The following is a 20000-nucleotide window of genomic DNA, read 5'->3' as shown; positions in this document are numbered from 1 at the left end:
ACCCAGCACATCGTCACCATCGCGCTCGACGACCGCGACCAATACGTGCCGGCGCAGGAGCCGGAGCCAAATCCCGAATTGCTGACGGCGTTCGACGATTCGCCTGCGCCCGTGGTGCGCGGCAATCTACCGAACGTCTATGACGGCATCTATCGCACCGCCTATTCCTACGGCATGTCCAAGGCGATGACGCAGCGGCTGATCAAGTTGCTGGCATCCGGTGTCGATTTCCAGTCGCGCCTCAGTCCCACGGATCGCATCGAGGTGCTGTTCTCGCAGCCCGATGGCGACGACCAGGCGTCCGACGAATCCGAGCTGCTTTACGTCTCCGCGACTTTCGGCGGCACGACGCGAAATTTCTACCGTTTCCAGATGCAGGACGGCAGCACCGACTATTTCGACGAAAACGGCAGCAGCGCCCAGCAGTTTCTGCTTCGCAATCCCTTGCCCAATGGCAGGTTTACGTCGGGGTTCGGTGCCAGGCGCCACCCCATTTTGGGGTATGTGAAAATGCATACTGGCACCGACTGGGCAGCTCCGGTGGGCTCGCCGATTATTGCCGCGGGCAACGGCGTCGTCGAAAAGGCCGGCTGGGCTGGCGGCTATGGCAAGCAGATCATCCTGCGGCACGCCAATGGTTACGAGACGTCCTACAATCACCAGAGCGCCTTTGCCAAGGGCATTGAGCCGGGCGTTCGCGTTCGCCAAGGTCAGGTTATCGGCTATCTCGGCTCAACCGGCCTCTCCACCGGTCCGCATCTTCATTACGAACTGATCGTCAACGGCACCAAGGTCGATTCGATGCGCGTCCGCCTGCCGGTCGGCAAAACGCTGAAAGGCGACGACCTCGTCGCCTTCAAGCGCGAGCGCGAACGCATCGACGACCTGCTCAAGCAGGAAGACAGCAATCAGCTGAAGGTAGCGAGCGCCAAGATCGAAGGCTGAGCCGACGTTTTCGTCGTCAGCCCTGCTGATTCGCCGTGTCGCGCGCCCATGGCAGCCGCTCGCCGGAAACCGTCATCCAGGCGGTGATTGCCGAAAGCAGGCAAAGCAGCGCGGTCACTGCGGCAACGGCCGCGAATGCCGCGTCGCTGGCGGCAAGCCGTGCCGCATCGAGACCGGGCGCCAGGCCGGCGGGCGCCGGTTCGCCGAAACCCGGAATGCCGGAGCCGGCACCGGTATCGAGCACGGCAGCATAGACCCAGGCCGCCAGCGATCCCATCGCCGCCACGGCGATCAGCCCGCCGATGCGCGAGACGGCGTTGTTGATGCCCGAGGCCGCACCCGTATCCTTGTCCTCGACCGCCGTCATGATGGCGGTCGAGAGCGGCGACACCACCAGCGCCATGCCGAACCCCATCAGCGCCATCAGCGGGAACACCCCCAACCAGAAATTGTGGATGCCCCAATAGGCCAGCAAGGCAAGCCCGGCAAAGGCAACAGCCACCACCAGACTGCCGCTGGCGATCGGAAAGCGAGGCCCGATGCGGTCGGACCACTGGCCGACCGGCCCGGACAGCAGCGCGATCAATGCCGACAGCGGCAGGAAGATGAAGCCGACCTCGGCCGTGCTCAGCCCCCATCCGGCGATCATGAGCATCGGCAGATAGAACAGATTGGCCGACAGCGCGAAATAAAGGAAGAAGGTCGCCACATTGGCGCCCGCAAACGCCCCAATCCGAAACAGCGATAGGTCGATCATCGGCTCGCGCCGCCGGCGTTCGAAGACTATGAACACGACGAGCAAAACTGCGCCGGCGGCAATACTCGGGCCGGACATCAGCCCCTCCCCGTCACCGCTCATCGAGGTCAGGCCGTAAGCGAGCGCTCCGAACGCCGATATGGCGAGTGCTGCGCCGCCGAGATCGAGGCTGCGCTTTTCCGCCGGCGCGTCGGCGGGAACCTTGGCCAGCAGAAGATAGATCGAGATAAGACCGAGCGGCAGGTTGATGGCGAAGATCGCCCGCCAGATGCCGTCGCCGAAGGCCGACAGCACGAAGCCGCCCAGCACCGGACCGAGCGCCATCGTCAGCGCTGATGCCGCCGCCCAGATGCCGATCGCCCGGCCGCGTTCCTTTTTCGGATAGGCTTTGGCGATAATGGCCAGGCTGCCCGGCACCATGACGGCCGCTCCAACACCCTGGATAGCCCGAAACGCAATAAGCACCGCCGGGTTAGGCGCCAACGCGCAGGCAAGCGAGGCGGCGATGAACAGGACGATGCCGGCGACGAAGGAGTGGCGCAGGCCGAAGCGATCGCCAGCGGCGCCGCCGACGAGAATGAGGGCTGAAAGCGTCAATGCATAGGCATTGGAAATCCATTGCGCCTCGGCGAGGCTGGCGCCGAGGTCGACGCGGATCGCCGGCGTCGCAATAGCCAGGACCGATCCGTCGATAAAGCCGAGTGCGGAAGCCAGGATCGCCGCGATCAGCACGAACCGCCGCTGCGCCTGCGGGCAAAACGTATCGGACGGAAGTGAGCCGGTCAGGGGAACGGCGCCGGTACCGACTTTGGTTGGCGTGTGCATGCTGCCTTACCTAGACCGCCGGGGGGCCAGCGACAACCGGCCAGCAGGCTGTTCTCGTTGAAACCAGCCCGAACCTGGCCATGCAGGCAGGACCACGCCAGTGCGGGTGCAAACGGCCGATGCCGTGCTAAGCTTCTTGCAGCGCGACTGGCAAGGGGGAAAATACCCGCATGAAACGACCGCTCGAACCCTCGGCGGAAGGACGTGGGCGCGTCGTCGGCATCACCGACGGCGTGTTCGCCATCGCGCTCACCCTGATCGTTCTCGAGATCAGGGTGCCAGCGCATGAAACGGTGCATTCCGAAAACGAGTTGATCGCCGCGGTCACAGCACTGGCGCCGCGTTTTCTGACCTATGCGCTCAGCTTCCTGACGCTGACCATCTTCTGGTTCGGCCAGCAGGCGCAGCACGGGCTGGTCGCGAAGTCCGACAGGCGGCTTGCCACGCTGAACCTTTGTTTCCTGGGGTTCGTCGCCTTGCTGCCATTCTCGACCGATCTTTTGGCCGACTTCCTCGAATTCAGAACCGCCGTGCTCGTTTACTGGCTCAATCTTTTGATGCTGGGCCTGACGCTGCTCGCCAGTTGGCGCTATGCGGACAAAAACGGCTTCCTTGCCGAAGGCGTCGACGCGGAGACCACCCGAACGGTCTATCTGCGCATCGTCAAGGCGCAGATCCTGTGGGCGATCGGCGCTGCACTCTGCCTGGTCAGCCCGCTGCTCAGCGTCGGCTTCATCCTGGTGGTGCAGCTGATCTATGCGGCGGCGCTACGCGCCCCATTGCTGCGCAAGATCATCGGGTGAGTGGAGCAAAAACGCTCAACTCACTCGACGAACTCCACCGTGACGCCGGGCGACACGATCTTGGCCAGCTCGCGCGCGTCCCAATTGGTCAGCCGCACGCAGCCATGGCTTTCGGTCTTGCCGATCTTGGACGGATCCGGGGTGCCGTGAATGCCGTAGGTCGGCTTGTCCAGCGCAATCCAGACCGAGCCGACCGGGCCGTTCGGCCCCGGCGGGATGGTCAGGATCCGGTCGTTTTCGCCCTGCTTGAAATTGATGTTCGGATTGTAGGTGTAATTCGGGTCCAATGCGACACGCGACACCGTATGCGTGCCGGACGGCGACGGCGTGTCCGACGAGCCGATGGTCGCCGGATAGGCCGCGACCAGCTTGCCCGCCGCATCATAAGCGCGGACCTGCTTGTTGGCCTTGTCGGCGATGATGCGCGCCACCGGCGTCGCCACCAGCCTGCCGAAATTGGCGACCTTGATGATGGTGCCGGGGCGGCTGAAATTGGCGTCCGGATTGAGCGACTTTAGATAGTTTTCATCCATATGGAAGCGCTCGGCCAGCGCCTCGGGCACCGACGTGTAGCCCATGCGGTCGAGCTGGGCCTTTTGGCTGTAGTCCTCCGGTATCGAGGCGACATAGGGGCCGGCCGCATCCTCGGGCGTGATCGTATAGGAGGCGAAGGCATCGCCACCGGATTGCGCCAGGGCGGCCTGGATGCCGATCGCGTCGGTCGATTTCAGATTGCTGCCGGTGATCTCGTTATAGGCGGCAAGCGCCTTGTCGACATTCGAGCCGAAGCGTCCGTCGATGACGCCTGGCGAAGAACCGGCACGGTCGAGCAGCACCTGCAGCACCGCCACGTCCTGGCGGGCGCCGAGCGATAACGACGGGTCGACCGCGGTTTTGCCGCCAGTGCTTGGCGGCAAGGCGGTGTTTGGCGGCAAGGCCGCCTGCTCGCCCGGCACTGTCGGTTCGACCGGCTCGATCGAAGCCTCATTGAGCGGCTGGCGCTCAATGGTGCGCGGCTTCACCGGCTGCGCTTCCTCCGGAAAATTGTTGCCATAGCCGCCGTCATCCCGCGGCGCTTCGGGGAAGACTTCTGCCGAATTGTCGCCATAGGGGTCGTACTCGTCAGCCGGCGGCACGATGACCCTGCCTTCGTCTTCCAACTGCCTGCGACGGAACCGCGCCGTGTCCTCCGGATCGTCAAGATAATAGCGGTCGTCTTCGACCGGTCCGAGATTGCGCAGGCGCTCGCGGCGCAAGGCACGGCGATCGAGCCTGGTCTGCGGCGGCTGGATGGCGATAACCTTGCCGGTCTCCGCATCGACGATGACGCGGTTTCCCCTGGCGTCGTAATAGATGTCGAGATTGCCGTTCTGGGCGACAAGAATGCCGCCGTCATCGGCAGCACGACCCACCCGTGGCGCAGTATCCACTATCGGCGATGCCATCGTATTCGAAGCCAGCAGCCCGGCAGCAAGCGCTGAAAGGGTAAAGATGGTGCGCAACATGGTGGCCAAAATTCTCCGGTCCGTAATTGCCGCCGCCGGCATTGTCTCTCAAGAGCGCCGCGCGTCCTTTTGGGCTTAAGGACACTCTAACGCTTTAAATCTCCGCATCGTGCTTTGCGAAAATCAAAACTCGATTTCGGGCCGATGTGGTCGCGAACCCCTTCGCCAGCAAATCACTTGCGTACGATAAGGTTCCAATATGAACCGGGCATGAAGATGGCGGATTTCTGGCAGATCAACCGGCAATGAGTCCCAATTCCTTGCGCGCCTGCTTCGTCAGCTTCAGCGCGACGAGACGGTGGCTTTCGCGCAGATAATCCTTCAGCGCCTCGTCATCCATGCTTTCGCCTGTCTGGCGCTGGATCCATTTCATGCCGCGCGAGGCGAGATAGGGCGCCGGCCGAAGGCCCGGTTGTTCCCTCAGCACGTCATAGGCGATATCGGAGCATTTGAAGGTGACGAACGGCTCCTTGCCTTCACTCCAGCCGCCGATCGCAAACACCTTGCCGCCGACTTTCCAGACATGGGCGACGCCCCACTGCACGACATGGGTCGTCGAAGGCAGCGAGGCGCAGAAGCTGTTATAATCGTCCAGCGTCATCTGCGCCCCGCCAATGATGTTAGACCATGAGATCATGGTCATAAGAGAAGAGAGGAGCCCATCCGAATCCATCAGGATGGAACAGGCTCTTGCCTTGAAGTCAGGCGGCCGCCTCGGTTGCCACGACCGCCGGCTTCGAGCGGAAGTTCAGCCGGTCGGACCCGGCGGTGACCTTGACGGTCGAGCCGTCGAGGATCTCGCCGAGCAGGATCTTTTCCGCCAGCGGATCCTGCAATTCCTTCTGCATTACCCGCTTCAGCGGCCGCGCGCCATAGGCCGGGTCGTAACCCTTGGCCGCCAGCCAGTCGATCGCCTCCTGATCGAGCGAAAGCGCGATCTTGCGGTCGACAAGCAAGTTTTCCAGCCGCTTGAGCTGGATTTCGACGATGCGGCCCATATCCTGCCGGCGCAGCCGGTGGAACAGGATCACCTCGTCGATGCGGTTGAGGAATTCCGGCCGGAACGAAGCCCTGACCACATTCATCACCTCGTCGCGCACCACGTCGACATCCTGGTCCTCGCCGAGATTGACCAGATATTCGGCGCCGAGGTTGGACGTCATGATGATCAGCGTGTTGCGGAAGTCGACCGTACGGCCCTGCCCGTCGGTCAGCCGGCCGTCGTCGAGCACCTGCAGCAGCACGTTGAACACGTCCGGATGCGCCTTCTCGATCTCGTCGAACAGCACGACCTGATAGGGCCGCCGCCGGATCGCTTCGGTCAGCGCGCCGCCTTCCTCATAGCCGACATAGCCGGGGGGCGCGCCGATCAGCCGGGCGACCGAGTGCTTCTCCATGAACTCCGACATGTCGATGCGCACCATGGCGCTCTCGTCGTCGAACAGGAAGCTGGCCAGTGCCTTGGTCAATTCGGTCTTGCCGACGCCCGTCGGTCCGAGGAACATGAACGAGCCGAGCGGCCGGTTCGGGTCCTGCAGGCCGGCGCGCGCACGGCGCACCGCTTTCGACACCGCCTGCACCGCCTCACCCTGGCCGACGACGCGCTTGCCGACCTCGTCTTCCATGCGCAACAGCTTGTCGCGTTCGCCTTCCAGCATCTTGTCGACCGGGATCCCCGTCCAGCGCGACACGATATGAGCGACGTGATCGGGGCCGACCACTTCCTCGACCATGCCGGCCTTGCCATCCCTGGCTTCAGCCTGCTTCAGCTGCTTTTCGAGTTCCGGGATCTTGCCATAGGCAAGTTCGCCGGCGCGCTGGAATTCGCCCTTGCGCTGCGCAATGGCAAGTTCGTTGCGCGCCTCGTCGAGCTGCTTCTTGAGGTCGGCGGCAAGCCCGAGCTTCTGCTTCTCGGCCTGCCACTTCGAGGTCAGCTCGGTCGATTCCTCCTCGAGGTTCGAGAGTTCCTTCTCAAGCCGGGCGAGCCGGTCCTTCGAGGCATCGTCCTTCTCGACCTTGAGCGCCTCGCGCTCGATCTTGAGCTGCATGATGCGGCGATCGATCTCGTCCAGCGCCTCGGGCTTCGAATCGACCTGCATCCTGAGCCGCGAGGCGGCCTCGTCGACGAGATCGATCGCCTTGTCCGGCAAGAAGCGGTCGGCGATGTAGCGGTTTGACAGCGTAGCGGCCGCGACCAGCGCCGAATCCGAGATGCGCACTTTGTGGTGCTGCTCGTATTTCTCTTTCAGGCCGCGCAGGATCGAGACGGTGTCTTCGACCGTCGGCTCATTGACGAAGACCGGCTGGAAGCGGCGGGCAAGGGCCGCATCCTTCTCGACATGCTTGCGGTATTCGTCGAGCGTGGTGGCGCCGACGCAGTGCAGCTCGCCGCGGGCCAGCGCCGGCTTCAGCAGGTTCGACGCATCCATGGCGCCATCCGCCTTGCCGGCGCCGACCAGGGTGTGCATCTCGTCGATGAACAGGATGATGCCGCCGGCCGCAGACGTGACTTCGGAAAGCACCGCCTTCAGCCGCTCCTCGAACTCGCCGCGGTATTTGGCGCCGGCGATCAGCGACCCCATGTCGAGCGCCATCAGCTGCTTGTCCTTGAGCGATTCCGGCACATCGCCATTGACGATGCGCAGCGCCAGCCCTTCGGCGATCGCCGTCTTGCCGACGCCGGGTTCGCCGATCAGCACCGGGTTGTTCTTGGTGCGGCGCGACAGCACCTGGATGGTGCGGCGAATTTCGTCATCACGGCCGATGACCGGATCGAGCTTGCCCGCGCGGGCGTCCGCCGTCAGGTCGCGCGCGTATTTCTTCAGCGCGTCGTAGCCCTGCTCGGCGCTCGCCGAATCGGCGGTGCGACCTTTGCGTACGTCGTTGATGACCTGGTTCAGCGCCTGCGGCGTGACACCCGCCTTGGACAGGATGTCGGCGGTCTTGGCCGACTTTTCCATGGCAAGCGCCTGCAAAAGCCGTTCGACGGTAACGAAGCTGTCACCGGCCTTCTTGGCCAGTTCCTCGGCGGTCGAGAACACCTTTGCCAGCGGCTGCGCCAAATAGAGCTGGCCATTGCCGCCCTCGACCTTGGGCATTGCCTCCAGTGCCGTTTCGACGCCGAGCTTGACGTCACGGACATTGCCGCCGGCGCGCTCGATCAGCGACGCAGCCAGGCCCTCGTCGTCGTCGACAAGGACCTTAAGAATATGCTCGGGGGTGAATTGCTGGTGGCTGCGGGAAAGCGCCATGGTTTGCGCGGACTGGATAAAGCCACGCACGCGCTCGGAATATTTTTCAAGATTCATGCCTGTCTCCTTCCGTCACCGGCCCGCTTCGCGGCACCGGATCGGATTGCGGTGACGGACCCGCCCGTTCGAGCCGGATCCTGTTCACGCAAGATATGGGACGCAAACCACGGACCCTCAAGACGCCTCGACACTGGCGAACGCATAATATTCCGAGCGCGCAAAACAAAAACGGCGGAGATTTCTCTCCGCCGTCCAGGGTAAAGGATGCGCTAAGATCGCCTGAACGTTTCTTCGATCAATTCTCGACGTCGGCAATAGTAGGTTGACCGCCGGCGTCTTCAGCCGGCGCCGCATCGACATTGCCAGTTTCGGCACTGTCAGGGCCGGAACTGTCAGGGCCGGCATTGTCGTTGCCGCCATTTGCCTGTTCGACATCGAGGCGCGGACGACGCGGACGCCTGGGGCGGCGGGCCGGGCTGTTTTCGGCCGCGGCTTCGTTGAGCTCGGCCTGGGCGGCGAGACCCGCCGGCGAAAGGTTTTCGAATTGCGGTGCGGGCTCGCTCACAAAGACCGGCTCAGCGGCCGGCACGGGCTCTGCCTGCGCCGGCGTCTCGTCGCGCCGTGGCTGTTCGACGCGCTGACCACCCTGCTGCTCGCCGCGCGCGCCATATTCGCCGCGCTGGCCGTTCTGGCCGTAACCGCCATTGGGGCGACGGTCGCGGTGGCGTCCGCCATTGTTGTCGCGGCCGCCCCGATTGTCGCGGCTGTTTTCCTGGTTCAGAGCCAGCTCGGCCGGCGTGCCATCGATGACCGGCTGCGGGCCGGCACCGTGATTGGCCGAAGCCGAGGCCTCGTTGGCATTGTTGTTGCCGGCATTGTCGAACTCATCGCGATCCTCGTCGCCGTCATCGTCGAAATCATCTCGATTCTGCTGCGCGTTCTGGATCGGCATCTGTGCCTGAGCGGCTGCGATGATGCGGTTATAGTGCTCTGCATGCTGGAGATAGTTTTCCGCCATCACCCGGTCGCCGGAGCTTTGCGCGTCACGGGCAAGGGTTGCGTACTTCTCGGCAATCTGCTGAGCCGATCCGCGGATCTTCACGTCCGGACCGTTGCTCTCATAGTTGCGCGTCAGGGGATTCGGCCCCTTACGGTTGTTGTTGTTATTGTTGTTGCCGCCGCCGCCGCCATTGTTGTTGCGACCGCGCATGCGCCTGTTTTGCTGTTGTGGCCTCATTAGACTCTCTTCACTTTGAAATTTTCGAAAAACTCTTCACGAACGGAGGCGCTCATGCGGCCAGCCGTTTCGTTCCTTCACCGGCGTTCGCCCGCATCAATTGCGTTGGCGCCACGTGCCATCCTGTTCCGGTTACTTCACTTGCCGGACGATTCCCGCACGAAGCTTGGGCGTCGTTTGCGCAAGAAGGCAGCTATTTCCAAGGAAAACCGAATCGCTAAGAGCACTGCCTGCTTCGTCTCATCCGGTTAAGGCGACCCTAGCCGCATTCCCCGGTATTGCCAAGCGCTTTTTTCGCACTGCATCACGGCTTCCACTGTTCGAACACAAGAACTCTGTCGTTTCCGCCGAGATCACGAAACACCCCGACCGGACAGTACCCGGCCGCGGAGAATATCCCCGTAACCTGTTGGTGCTGCGTATGGCCGATCTCGACCGCAATCCTGCCTTGGAGTTCCAAATAGGCTGCCGCTCCTGCGGCGATCTTCCTGTAGGGGCTCAGACCGTCCACGCCGCCATCCAGGGCCTGGCGTGGATCGAAACCGCGGACCTCGTCCTGCAGATTTCCAATGTCGTCTGAGGGTATATAGGGAGGGTTTGCGACAATTACATGGTACCGGCCAGAAACTTTTTCAAACCAGTCGGATTTGAGCGCCGTGAACCGACCGGCGAGCCCCAATTCCCCGGCATTACGCATGGCCGTGACCAGCGCCTCTCGCGAAATGTCGACGCCGGTGGCGGTCGCGGCCGGGACAGCGCTGAGCAGCGCCAGCGCGATGGCACCGGTGCCGGTCCCCAGATCGAGGACGCGGCAGCCGCCTTCGCGTGCCGCCATTGCCTTGACGAAGGGCAGTATAGCCTCGACCAGCGTTTCGGTATCCGGCCGCGGCTCCAGCGTTTGCGGCGAAAGCGACAGGCGCAAGCCGTAGAATTCGCGATAGCCGAGGATGCGGTGCACCGGCTCGCCGGCGATACGCCGCCGCAGTGCGGCATCGATCGCTGCTCTCACGCCCGCATCGACCGTTTGCTCGGGATCGGCGATGGCCTGCGTGCGGGTCGTGCCGGAAAAATGCTCGACGATCAGCCTGGCATCGAGCGCCGGATCCGCGATCCCGGCCGCGGTAAGCCGGTTTCGCGCCTCCCGCAACAGTGAGGCGAGCGTGCCGGGCAGGCCGTCAGCCATCGAGGCCGATATGGGCGAGCAGCTTCGACTGGTGATCGGCGATCAGCGCGTCGATGATCTCGTTAAGCTCACCCATCATCACCCGGTCGAGCTTGTAGAGCGTCAGGTTGATGCGATGATCGGTGACGCGCCCTTGCGGAAAATTATAGGTGCGGATGCGTTCCGAGCGATCGCCCGAGCCGACCTGCGACTTGCGCGATTCGGAGCGTTCCTCGTCCGCCTTGCTGCGCTCGAGATCGTAGAGCCTGGCGCGCAGGATCTGCATGGCCTTCGCCCGGTTCTGGTGCTGCGACTTTTCCGCCTGCACCACCATGATGCCGGTCGGCAGATGGGTGATGCGCACGGCCGAATCGGTGGTGTTGACGTGCTGGCCGCCGGAACCCGAGGCGCGCATCGTGTCGATGCGGATGTCTTCGGCCCTGATGTCGATATCGACCTCTTCCGCTTCCGGCAACACCGCGACCGTCGCCGCCGAGGTATGGATGCGCCCGCCCGCCTCCGTCGTCGGCACACGCTGCACGCGGTGCACGCCGGATTCGAATTTCAGATGCGCAAAGACGCCCTTGCCCGAAACGGTGGCTATGATTTCCTTGTAGCCGCCGACCTCGCCCTCGCTGGCCGACACCGTCTCGAAACGCCAGCCATGCGCCGCGGCATAGCGCTCGTACATCCGAAACAGGTCGCCGGCGAAAAGTGCCGCCTCGTCACCGCCGGTGCCGGCGCGGATTTCGAGAATGGCGTTCTTTTCGTCGGCGGCATCCCTTGGCAACAGCAGGATCTGGATGTCCTGCTGCAGCGCCTCGATGCGATGCTTGACCCCTGGCAGATCGGCCTCGGCCAAGGCCCGCATCTCGGCGTCGGTGCCCTTGTCGGCGAGCATCGCCTCGAGATCGGCCTGTTCGCGCTCGGCGGCGCGCAGTGCCCTGATCTTTGCCGCCATCTCCTGGATGTCGGCATATTCGGAGGCCATCCTGACATAGGCGTCCGCCGCCGGCCCGGCCGACATCTGCGCTTCGAGCATGTCGAAACGCTTGACGACTTGGTCCATACGGTCGCGGGGCAGGTTGATCATGGCGAAGTCTATAGCGGTATAGAGCGGTCGTCGGCAAAGGCTTGCAGCAGCGCCCGCATCGGCAGGCCTTGCGCCGGCGCCATCAGATTGTCGTCGAAGAACGCCTCCAGTTCGCTGAGCGGCAGTTCCGTCAGCATCGCCTTGACCGGGCCGATCGAAGCCGGCGACATCGAGATCGAGCGATAGCCAAGGCCGATCAGCGCCATCGCCGAAATCGGCTTGCCGGCAAGTTCGCCGCACAGGGTCACCGGCGTATGGTTGCGCGCTCCGGCGTCGGCAATTTTCTTCAAAACACGCAGGAACGGCGTCGAGAGCGGGTCGAAGCGGTCGGACAATTGGGTGTTGCCGCGATCCACCGCCATGACGAACTGGAACAGATCGTTCGAGCCGACCGAGACGAAATCGACCGCCTTCATCAACTCGTCGAGCTGGAACAGCAGCGACGGCACCTCCAGCATCGCGCCCACCTTGAGGCTGGTCGGCAAATGATGGGCAAAGCGCGACAAATGCCGCACCTCGCGATCGATGATCTCGCGCGCCTGCACGATCTCGCCGAGTTCCGTCACCATTGGCAGCATCAGCTTCAGTTCGCGCCCGCCGCACGCCTTGAGCAGTGCGCGGATCTGGGTGCGCAGCAGGCCGGGCCGGTCGAGCGTCAGGCGGATGGCGCGCCAGCCGAGCGCCGGGTTCTCCTCCTGGATCGACCCCTTGAAATAGGGCAGCACCTTGTCGCCGCCGATATCGATGGTGCGGAACGTCACCGGCTTGCCGCGCGCCGCCTCGAGCACGTCGCGATAGAGCCGCTCCTGCGCTTCGGCGCGCGGAAAAGTCGAGGCGACCATGAATTGCAGCTCGGTGCGGAACAGGCCGATGCCGGCCGCGCCAGCTTCGGCCAGTTGCGGCAGATCGACCGCCAGCCCGGCATTCATCAGAAGATCGACCTGAACACCGTCCTTGGTCACCGACGGCTTCTTGCGCAGTTCGCGATAGACCTCTTGCCGCCGCGCCCTGAAGCGCACTTTCTCGGCATAGGCCGCCTCGAGGTCGGGCTGCGGGCGCAGATGGATCGCGCCTTCCTCGCCGTCGACGATGATGGCATCGCCGTTTTCCGCCATGGAAACGGCGCCCTTCATCTGGCCGGCGACCGGTATGCCCATCGCACGGGCCACGATGACGACATGGCTGGTCGCCGCGCCGTCCTCCAGCACCAGCCCGCGCAGCTTGTCTCTGGGATAATCGAGCAGCTCGGCAGCACCCATCGAGCGGGCGACGATGATGGCGTCCTTGGGCAGCGAAGCCGCGACATCCTCAGGCCCGCGCCCCATAAGCTGCCGCAGCAACCGATTGGCGAGATCGTCGAAATCGCTCATCCGTTCGCGCAGATACGGATCGGTCATGTGCAGCATGCGGGCACGCATGTCGCTCTGCACCTTTTCGACCGCCGCTTCGGCCGTCAGGCCGTTGCGGATCGCCTCCTCCAGCCGGCGTACCCAGCCGCGATCGTTGGCGAACATGCGATAGGCTTCGAGCACCTGGCGATGCTCGCCCTCGAAGGCGACGTCGCGGCGCTCCAGCATGTCGTCGATGGAGAGCCTGAGCGAGCCGAGGGACGCGTCGAGCCGCCTGACCTCCTCCTCGCTGTCCTCGTTGAACAGGTTGGTGACGACAATGCGCGGCTCGTGCAGCACCACATGGCCGAGCCCGACGCCTTCATTGAAGGACAGGCCGGTAAAGCTTACCGGGCGACGCAGATCGAGCTCGAGGCCGGGGCGCGTCAGCCGCTCCAGATCGCCGGTGGCGATCATCTCGGCGATCACCATCGCCGTCGTTTCCAGGGCTTCGACCTCGTCGTCTCGATAATGGCGCATGGTCTTGTTCTGCACGACCAGGACGCCGAGCGTCCGTCCTGCCCTCAGCACCGGCACGCCGAGGAAGGAATTGTAGATTTCTTCCCCGGTCTCCGGCAGGTAGGCGAAGGCAGGATGCTCCTGTGCATTGGAAAGGTTGAGCGGCCGCGCCGAGGCCGCAATCGTGCCGACCAGGCCTTGGCCCAGCCTGAGCTGCGCCAGGTGGACGGCGTTCGGGTTCAGGCCTTCGGTGGCGTAGAGCTCGAGCACCGAATCGGCGCGCAGCACATAGAGCGAGCAGACCTCGGCAACCATGTTGGAGGCGATGTCGCGCACGATCCGGTCAAGCCGCTCCTGCGGCTCCAGCGGCTCTTGCATGAGCTCGCGGAGCCGTTTCAGCAAAACGCGCGGGCCACTGGCCGAATCACGCATCGCGGCTTCTTCTCCAATAGCATTTCAGCCGGTGCAGGTTGCCCTGCACAGCGGCACAAACGCAACAACTCAATTAGAGCGCCGTGCGTTCAATCGGACGCATAAAGGCCGCTCCAAGACTTTCGATCTGCTACTGCTTATCCAGACCGTAGACGGAATGCAAAGTGCGAACTGCTAGTTCCGTATAGGGACCGTCGATCAGGATCGAAATCTTGATTTCGGACGTTGTAATGGCGCGGATGTTGATCGACCTGTCGGCCAGCGCCTTGAAGGCGGTGGCGGCGACGCCGGCATGGCTGCGCATGCCGATGCCGATGACCGAGACCTTTGACATGCCGGCTTCCGACTGCACCACATCGTAGCCGATCGTCGCCTTCAGCCGTTCGAGCACGGCAAGCGCCTTGTCGACGTCGCCGGATGGCACGGTGAAGGTCATATCGGTGAACTTGCCGTCCTCGGAAATGTTCTGGACGATCATGTCGACGTTGATGTTGGCCTCGGCGAGCGGCCCGAAAATGCCGGCGGCGACGCCCGGCCGGTCGCCGACGCGGCGCAGCGATATCTGCGCCTCGTCCTTGGCATAGGCAATTCCGGTGACGACCTGCTGTTCCACGATCTCTTCCTCGTCGCAAATAAGCGTTCCCGGCGGATTGAGCAAATCCCCCATTCCGGGTGCATCGGGATCGTCGAAGGACGACCGCACAAAGGTACGCACCCTGTGCACCATGGCAAGCTCGACCGAGCGCACCTGCAGGACCTTGGCGCCCAGCGAGGCCATTTCGAGCATTTCCTCGAAGGAAATCTTGGCCAGCCGCCGCGCCTTCGGCTCGATGCGCGGATCGGTCGTGTAGACCCCGTCGACATCGGTGTAGATGTCGCAGCGGTCGGCCTTGACCGCCGCCGCGATGGCGACAGCGCTGGTATCGGAACCGCCGCGGCCGAGCGTTGCGATCCGGTTGTCCGGCCCGATGCCCTGGAAACCGGCCACCACCGCCACCTGGCCTTCGCCGAAGCGCTTGATCAGGAACGCGCCGTCAATATCGAGAATGCGCGCCGCGCCATGCGCGTTGTCGGTCTTGATCGGGATCTGCCAGCCTTGCCAGGAGCGGGCATGCACGCCGATATTCTGCAGCGCGATCGCCAGCAAGCCGGCGGTGACCTGCTCGCCGGACGCGACGACGGCGTCATATTCGCGCGCATCGTGCATCGGCGAGGCCTCGCGCGTCCAATGCACGAGCTCGTTGGTCTTGCCGGCCATCGCCGAGACCACGACGGCGACCTCATGGCCGGCATCGACCTCGCGTTTGACGTGACGCGCCACATTGCGGATGCGGGCGATGTCGGCGACGGAGGTCCCGCCGAATTTCATCACGATGCGCGCCATGGAAGCGAAATGCCTTTAACTGGATGCCGGACCGAAGGCCGAAAAGCGGAAAAATGCGCCAAGCTGTGGCCAGGCGCTCAATGCGCGGCCTCCTTAGCCAAATGATCGCGGTTTCGCAAGGCATGCCGCCGCTGCCGGCCAGGCGACACACGAGCGCAGTGTCACGCCTGCACCGCTTCTTGGCAAATGCCGCTCGCTTCAGCCCTACAGTGCCGTGGCTCTCCACAGGCGCGGATAATCGAGGACGAAACCGAGCGGCGAAACCTCCAGCATCTCATTGTAGCCGAACAGCGGCGCGGCATAGGCGTAGTGTGCTGCATCGACGCGTCGATAGGTCTGTTCCAGGTGCGTCAGCCTCAGGTCGGGAAATGTCAGATAGGCCGCCGGGGCGGGCGTCGCCGTGCCGACATCGAGGGCAAAACGGCGGAGCGCCAAAAGGTTTGTGGCGGGCGTGAAGCCGAGATCGACATCGATGAGACCGTCGACTTCCGCTTGATGCTCGCCGTTCAGCGTCCATTGGCGCTCGGTAAGCCGGTCGATGCCATAATGCAGCTCTTGCGTGCCGAGGAAGCCGTCGGCACGCGCCGAGCGCGTATGCCAGCCGGCATCGCAGTCCACCTCGTAGGCGATGCTGCACGGCTTGCCGTCCTGAACGAAAAGCGCGTGTCCCCTGAGGTTCCACCCGGAACTCGCTTCCGACAGCAGGCAAGCGTCGTGGCCTTCCTGGTCAAGCCGGCGCCAAAGAATGGAAGCAACCGTTCGCATCATTGTGCACTCCTTCGGACACGATGTCTCTGCTTCGTCCGCCAGGGCATTGGTGTTTCCTTCCGGCACACCATCAACTGACATGTGCTGACACAATTGCCTCCGGCAAAAGGCGGTGCTGTCAGGCATCACGCGCATCGCGCTGCCGGCGGTGAATTTCGCGCCTTGACATTCGCAGCCTTGCGCCCGACTTCCTAGCGTCCGAGGAGACCACGCCATGCCAGAGCCCCGACGATCGACGATCGATGCCGGAGAGGTGGAACGATTTTCCGCCCTTGCCGCCGAATGGTGGAACCCGAACGGCAAGTTCCGCCCGCTGCATAAGTTCAACCCGATCCGGCTTGCCTATATCCGCGACCAAGTGGCGGCCCGCTTCGGCCGTGATCCGCGTGCGGCACGGCCGTTCGAAGGCCTGCGCTTCCTCGACATAGGCTGCGGCGGCGGGCTTTTGTGCGAGCCGATGGCGCGGCTTGGCGCCGAAGTGGTCGGCGCCGATGCCTCCGCCACCAACATCGAAGTGGCCAAGCTGCATGCGGCGGAAGTCGGCGTGAGCGTTGACTACCGCGCCATGACCGCGGAAGACCTGGCCGACGCTGGCGAAAAATTCGACGTCATCCTCAACATGGAAGTGGTCGAGCATGTCGCCGATGTCGATCTGTTCCTGGCCAAATGCGGCGAGATGGTCAAGCCCGGCGGCATCATGTTCGTCGCCACCATCAACCGCACGCTGAAGGCCCTGGGCCTGGCCATCATCGGCGCCGAATATGTGCTGCGCTGGCTGCCCCGCGGCACCCACCAGTTCGGCAAGCTGGTGCGCCCCGAGGAACTCGAAAAGGCGCTTGCCGGCGCCGGCCTGACCGTCATCGACCGCACCGGGGTCAGCTACAGCCCGCTCGCCGATCGCTGGCAGCGGTCGAAGGACATGGACGTCAACTACATGGTGCTGGCGGAGAAGGTATCCGTCTGAAGCTTACGCCTTCTGGCCCCTATGTCTTCTGGCTTTGCGCCTTGGTGGTGATGAACACGCCGGCGGTGATGATGACGGCACCCGCCCAGGTCAGCAACTGATAGCGCTCGCCGAGGAAGAGCGTCCCGGCAAACAGCCCGACCGCCGCCGCCACATAGCCGATCTGGCTGAGATAGACCGGGCCGCCGACCGCTTGCAGGCGGAAGAAGAAGGCGAACATCGCCGAGGCTGATGCCACCTGTGCCGCAGCGACCAGCGGCACGCCGCCGAGCGAGCCGAATGCATTGCCGCCCAGCAGGACCAGAATGCCGGCAAGCAGCATCAAGGCTGCTGCCAGATGGCTGCCGACGGCAAGCTCGATCGGGCCGGTGTCTTCAGGCCAGTCGACGGTGCGGTAGATGTTGCCGGCGGCGAGGCTGACCGGGATGAGCAGGCCCATCGCCACCCAGAAAAATTCGGCCGGATGGCCCGCTTCCCCGCGCGTCACGGCCACCATGACTGCGCCCACGAAACCGACGACTATGCCGACGATGCCCAGCATGGTCGGGCGCCTGACCCCGAGCAGCATCGAGAACACCAGCGTGACGACCGGCGACAGCGTGAACATGATGCCGCTGTAGCCGGCGCCCAGATGCGGAATGGCTGAAAACATCAGCAGATTGGGGATTGCGTAGGAGACGGCCGCGGTGACAAAGAAATAGCGCAGCCTGTGCGGCGAAAGCCGCATGCGCTGCCCGTTGAGCAGCAATGCGCACAAAAGCACGCCGCCGGCGCCAAGCGAGATGACGAAGGCCCAGACCATGGCGGGGACGCCGGCCGCCGTCGCGATCTTGCCGAACGGCAGCGTCAGGCCGAGCAGTCCACCGGTGACGACCAGAAGGCCAAGCGCCGAGTCCCAGAGAAATTTCATCGCCGTCCCATCGCCTGTTCGCACTTGGCCGATACCACAAGCTGAGGTACGATAAGGTAAAGATTCTTCACGTCAAGATACATGACGGTGAGAGACATGGATCGCGCAGCAAAAGCGATCGAGCAGTGGAAAAAGGAACGGCCGGATCTCGATGTCTCGCCGATGGCCGTGCTCGGACGGTTGAACGAGGCTGCCTCGTTGATCGCGCGGGAGCGGCTGGCGCCGCTGTTTGCAAGTTACGGACTGCAATCCGGAGAATTCGATGTGCTGGCGACGCTGCGTCGTTCCGGGCCGCCATACGCGCTGACGCCGACCGCTCTGTACGAGGCGACGATGGTGACATCGGGCGCGATGACCAACCGCCTCGATCGGCTCGAGAAATCCGGCTTGATCAAGCGCGGGCCACATCCCGACGATCGCCGCGGCATCGTCGTACAACTGACCCGGAAGGGCCTCGCTTTGATCGACGAGGCGGTTGCCGCGCACGTTGCCAACGAGCACGAGATACTTTCCGGCCTGATACGCCCGGAGCAGGTCATGCTGGCACGCCTGCTCGAAAAATTGATCGCGAGCCTAGGCTAACCAAACCGGCCAAAAGGGCCGGCCGAGAAGGTGGAAAACTCAAATCCTGGCCGCGGAGCCTCGTTTGGGCCGGCGGACAGCTCTGATCTTGCCGCTGTTTCCGCCGCCACAGAAAAACTGGTCACCGCCATCGGATTCGAGCCCCGACACGCCTGTTCCTGGCGGCATATCGAGCTTCTCCAGGACCTTTCCCGTTTCAGGATCGATCCGCCGGACATCGCTCTCCTCACCCTCCCAGGTGCCATGCCACAGCTCGCCATCGACCCAGCTGACCCCGGTGACGACGCGGTTGGAAACGATGGTGCGAAGGATTGCCCCTGTCTCGGGATCGACCTGATGGATCTTTCGGCCCCGGTGCTGCCCGACCCAGAGTGTTCCTTCGGCCCAGGCGAGCCCGGAATCACCGCCATTGCCGGGCGCCGGGATCGACGCCAGCACCTGGCCATTCTTCGGATCGATCTTGTGGATGCGATCCTCGGCGATCTGATAGAGGTGCTGGCCGTCGAAGGCCGTGCCGGCGTGTGCCGCGACATCGATCGAGCGCACCACTTTGCCGCTCGCCGGATCGAAGGCGTTCAACCTGTCACCTGACGCAAACCAGACATGCTCACCGTCGAAGGTAACGCCGTCGACGTGGTCGACACCCGGAAAGGGTCCATATTCACGGAGGATTTCGGCTGAGGATCGTTTCATAATACCACCCTAGTAGCCCGGCAGCGGGCCGGGGAGTAACAAGATTGTCGGGAAACCCGGCACCGGCGGGGTCATCCAGCGACGCGCCCGCCCGCGGCCGAACGACTGCACCTTGCCTGACTGGGCGAGTTGCTCGAGCGCCCGCTGCACGGTACGCGAACTGGCTCCAAGCGCAATCGCCAAGGCCGAGCTCGACCACGACTCGCCGTCGGCGAGGAAGGCGAGCACCGCGGCATGATCGTCCTCGACGGGCGGCGCCAGCACGACGACCTCGCCGGCGCGGCGCGGCGCCAGGGCAAAGCCCCGCTTCGTCGCGCTCACATCGGCCAAGCTCCGAAGCTCCGCGCGAAGCCGCCCGATTTCGACCCGTAACCGCGCGCGATGTGATTCGTCCGCGTCCTTTCCCCGGAAAGCGCGCGCAATAAGCGTCGATCTTGCCACGTCCCCCGGCCAGGCTTCGGCCAGCGCGCGGGCAACAGCGAACAGCACCGGGCGGGTCGCCAGCGAGACGACGGTGTCTGCGACCCGCACGACATTGCGGCATGCATCCACCACGAGCGCCCCCGACGCCAGGAGCGCTTCGACTTCGTCGAGCAGAAGGGGCCGTTCCTCGCCACGGGCGACAAGGCGTGCCGCCGGCGTCTCCAGCACCAGCGATGCGCTCTCCACCTCTGCGGTCAGCGCGGGGATGCCGGCCGCGGGGGGGCGCCCCCCCCCCCCCGCGGCGGGGGGGGGGGGGCGGGCCCCCCCCGCCGCGCAGTAGCACCGGGTATCGTCGAGAAGCTGAGCATAGTCGCGTCGATCGTAGGCGAGCGCGGCCAGCGAAGCGCGCAGCACAGCGC

Annotated in this window: 16 protein-coding genes and 1 pseudogene (1 of these 17 running past the window's edge); 4 read left to right on the top strand and 13 right to left on the bottom strand. The window is 64.0% G+C overall.

Annotated elements, in window-relative coordinates; genetic code table 11:
* A protein-coding gene (locus tag NKI22_RS30485; RefSeq protein ID WP_023722302.1) for a M23 family metallopeptidase crosses the window boundary here: on the top strand, window positions 1-945 show its 3' portion. 1014 nt of this gene lie to the left of the window's left edge; the window shows 945 of its 1959 coding nt (coding positions 1015-1959); the start codon falls outside the window, past its left edge; it ends in the stop codon at window positions 943-945.
* A gap of 16 nt (window positions 946-961) precedes the next feature.
* Here the strand turns inward: NKI22_RS30485 and NKI22_RS30480 are convergent, their stop codons facing one another.
* A complete protein-coding gene (locus NKI22_RS30480; RefSeq protein ID WP_352818559.1) occupies window positions 962-2527 on the bottom strand; it encodes an MFS transporter in 1566 nt (521 codons plus the stop codon).
* Between the two features lie 170 nt (window positions 2528-2697).
* Here NKI22_RS30480 and NKI22_RS30475 point away from each other — a divergent pair, with 170 nt between their 5' ends.
* Window positions 2698-3330 carry a TMEM175 family protein gene (locus tag NKI22_RS30475; RefSeq protein ID WP_352818562.1) on the top strand — a complete coding sequence of 211 codons (633 nt, stop codon included), beginning with the start codon at window positions 2698-2700 and terminating at the stop codon, window positions 3328-3330.
* Between the two features lie 20 nt (window positions 3331-3350).
* Here the strand turns inward: NKI22_RS30475 and NKI22_RS30470 are convergent, their stop codons facing one another.
* The 9 genes from NKI22_RS30470 to NKI22_RS30430 all read right to left on the bottom strand — a co-directional run bounded on the left by NKI22_RS30470 (window position 3351) and on the right by NKI22_RS30430 (window position 16009).
* The gene (locus tag NKI22_RS30470; RefSeq protein WP_352818565.1) at window positions 3351-4835 is read right to left on the bottom strand and encodes a L,D-transpeptidase family protein; all 1485 of its coding nucleotides are present in this window, start codon (window positions 4833-4835) and stop codon (window positions 3351-3353) included.
* Between the two features lie 235 nt (window positions 4836-5070).
* Complete coding sequence (locus NKI22_RS30465) at window positions 5071-5436, bottom strand: MmcQ/YjbR family DNA-binding protein (protein ID WP_352818568.1); 366 nt, start codon at window positions 5434-5436, stop codon at window positions 5071-5073.
* A gap of 100 nt (window positions 5437-5536) precedes the next feature.
* On the bottom strand, window positions 5537-8143 hold the full coding sequence (gene clpB, locus NKI22_RS30460) for an ATP-dependent chaperone ClpB (protein WP_352483554.1): 2607 nt from the start codon (window positions 8141-8143) through the stop codon (window positions 5537-5539).
* 238 nt (window positions 8144-8381) lie between these two features.
* Window positions 8382-9296, bottom strand: a complete 915-nt coding sequence (locus tag NKI22_RS30455) for a DUF4167 domain-containing protein (protein ID WP_245278741.1) — start codon at window positions 9294-9296, stop codon at window positions 8382-8384.
* 331 nt (window positions 9297-9627) lie between these two features.
* Window positions 9628-10506 carry a peptide chain release factor N(5)-glutamine methyltransferase gene (gene prmC, locus NKI22_RS30450; RefSeq protein ID WP_352818572.1) on the bottom strand — a complete coding sequence of 293 codons (879 nt, stop codon included), beginning with the start codon at window positions 10504-10506 and terminating at the stop codon, window positions 9628-9630.
* Window positions 10499-11578, bottom strand: a complete 1080-nt coding sequence (gene prfA, locus NKI22_RS30445; RefSeq protein WP_352818575.1) for a peptide chain release factor 1 — start codon at window positions 11576-11578, stop codon at window positions 10499-10501. The genes prmC and prfA overlap by 8 nt, the downstream gene beginning before the upstream one ends.
* Window positions 11579-11586: 8 nt before the next feature.
* On the bottom strand, window positions 11587-13857 hold the full coding sequence (gene ptsP / locus NKI22_RS30440) for a phosphoenolpyruvate--protein phosphotransferase (RefSeq protein ID WP_352483551.1): 2271 nt from the start codon (window positions 13855-13857) through the stop codon (window positions 11587-11589).
* A gap of 130 nt (window positions 13858-13987) precedes the next feature.
* Window positions 13988-15241, bottom strand: coding sequence for an aspartate kinase (locus NKI22_RS30435; protein ID WP_352483550.1), 1254 nt, complete (start codon window positions 15239-15241; stop codon window positions 13988-13990).
* Between the two features lie 204 nt (window positions 15242-15445).
* Window positions 15446-16009 (bottom strand): putative glycolipid-binding domain-containing protein, encoded by a 564-nt coding sequence (locus tag NKI22_RS30430; protein WP_352818580.1) that lies wholly within the window; start codon window positions 16007-16009, stop codon window positions 15446-15448.
* A gap of 214 nt (window positions 16010-16223) precedes the next feature.
* On the opposite strand from NKI22_RS30430, the gene ubiG reads away from it, so the two are divergent.
* Window positions 16224-16973 carry a bifunctional 2-polyprenyl-6-hydroxyphenol methylase/3-demethylubiquinol 3-O-methyltransferase UbiG gene (gene ubiG / locus NKI22_RS30425; RefSeq protein ID WP_352483548.1) on the top strand — a complete coding sequence of 250 codons (750 nt, stop codon included), beginning with the start codon at window positions 16224-16226 and terminating at the stop codon, window positions 16971-16973.
* Window positions 16974-16992: 19 nt separating this feature from the next.
* Here ubiG and NKI22_RS30420 read toward each other — a convergent pair whose 3' ends face one another.
* The gene (locus tag NKI22_RS30420) at window positions 16993-17883 is read right to left on the bottom strand and encodes a DMT family transporter (protein ID WP_352483547.1); all 891 of its coding nucleotides are present in this window, start codon (window positions 17881-17883) and stop codon (window positions 16993-16995) included.
* 96 nt (window positions 17884-17979) lie between these two features.
* Between NKI22_RS30420 and NKI22_RS30415 the strand changes: the two genes are divergently transcribed.
* Window positions 17980-18465 carry a MarR family winged helix-turn-helix transcriptional regulator gene (locus tag NKI22_RS30415; RefSeq protein ID WP_023722290.1) on the top strand — a complete coding sequence of 162 codons (486 nt, stop codon included), beginning with the start codon at window positions 17980-17982 and terminating at the stop codon, window positions 18463-18465.
* A 39-nt stretch (window positions 18466-18504) separates the two neighbouring features.
* Here the strand turns inward: NKI22_RS30415 and NKI22_RS30410 are convergent, their stop codons facing one another.
* Window positions 18505-19158, bottom strand: a complete 654-nt coding sequence (locus tag NKI22_RS30410; RefSeq protein ID WP_023722289.1) for a Vgb family protein — start codon at window positions 19156-19158, stop codon at window positions 18505-18507.
* A 9-nt stretch (window positions 19159-19167) separates the two neighbouring features.
* A pseudogene (locus NKI22_RS30405) lies at window positions 19168-20000 on the bottom strand (hypothetical protein); the annotation flags it as partial.

The organism is Mesorhizobium sp. M0778, from assembly GCF_040320105.1.
Taxonomy (GTDB): Bacteria; Pseudomonadota; Alphaproteobacteria; order Rhizobiales; family Rhizobiaceae; genus Mesorhizobium.
The sequence above is the reverse complement of the archived record's forward strand: the minus strand, read 5'-3'. Positions and strand labels throughout refer to the sequence as shown.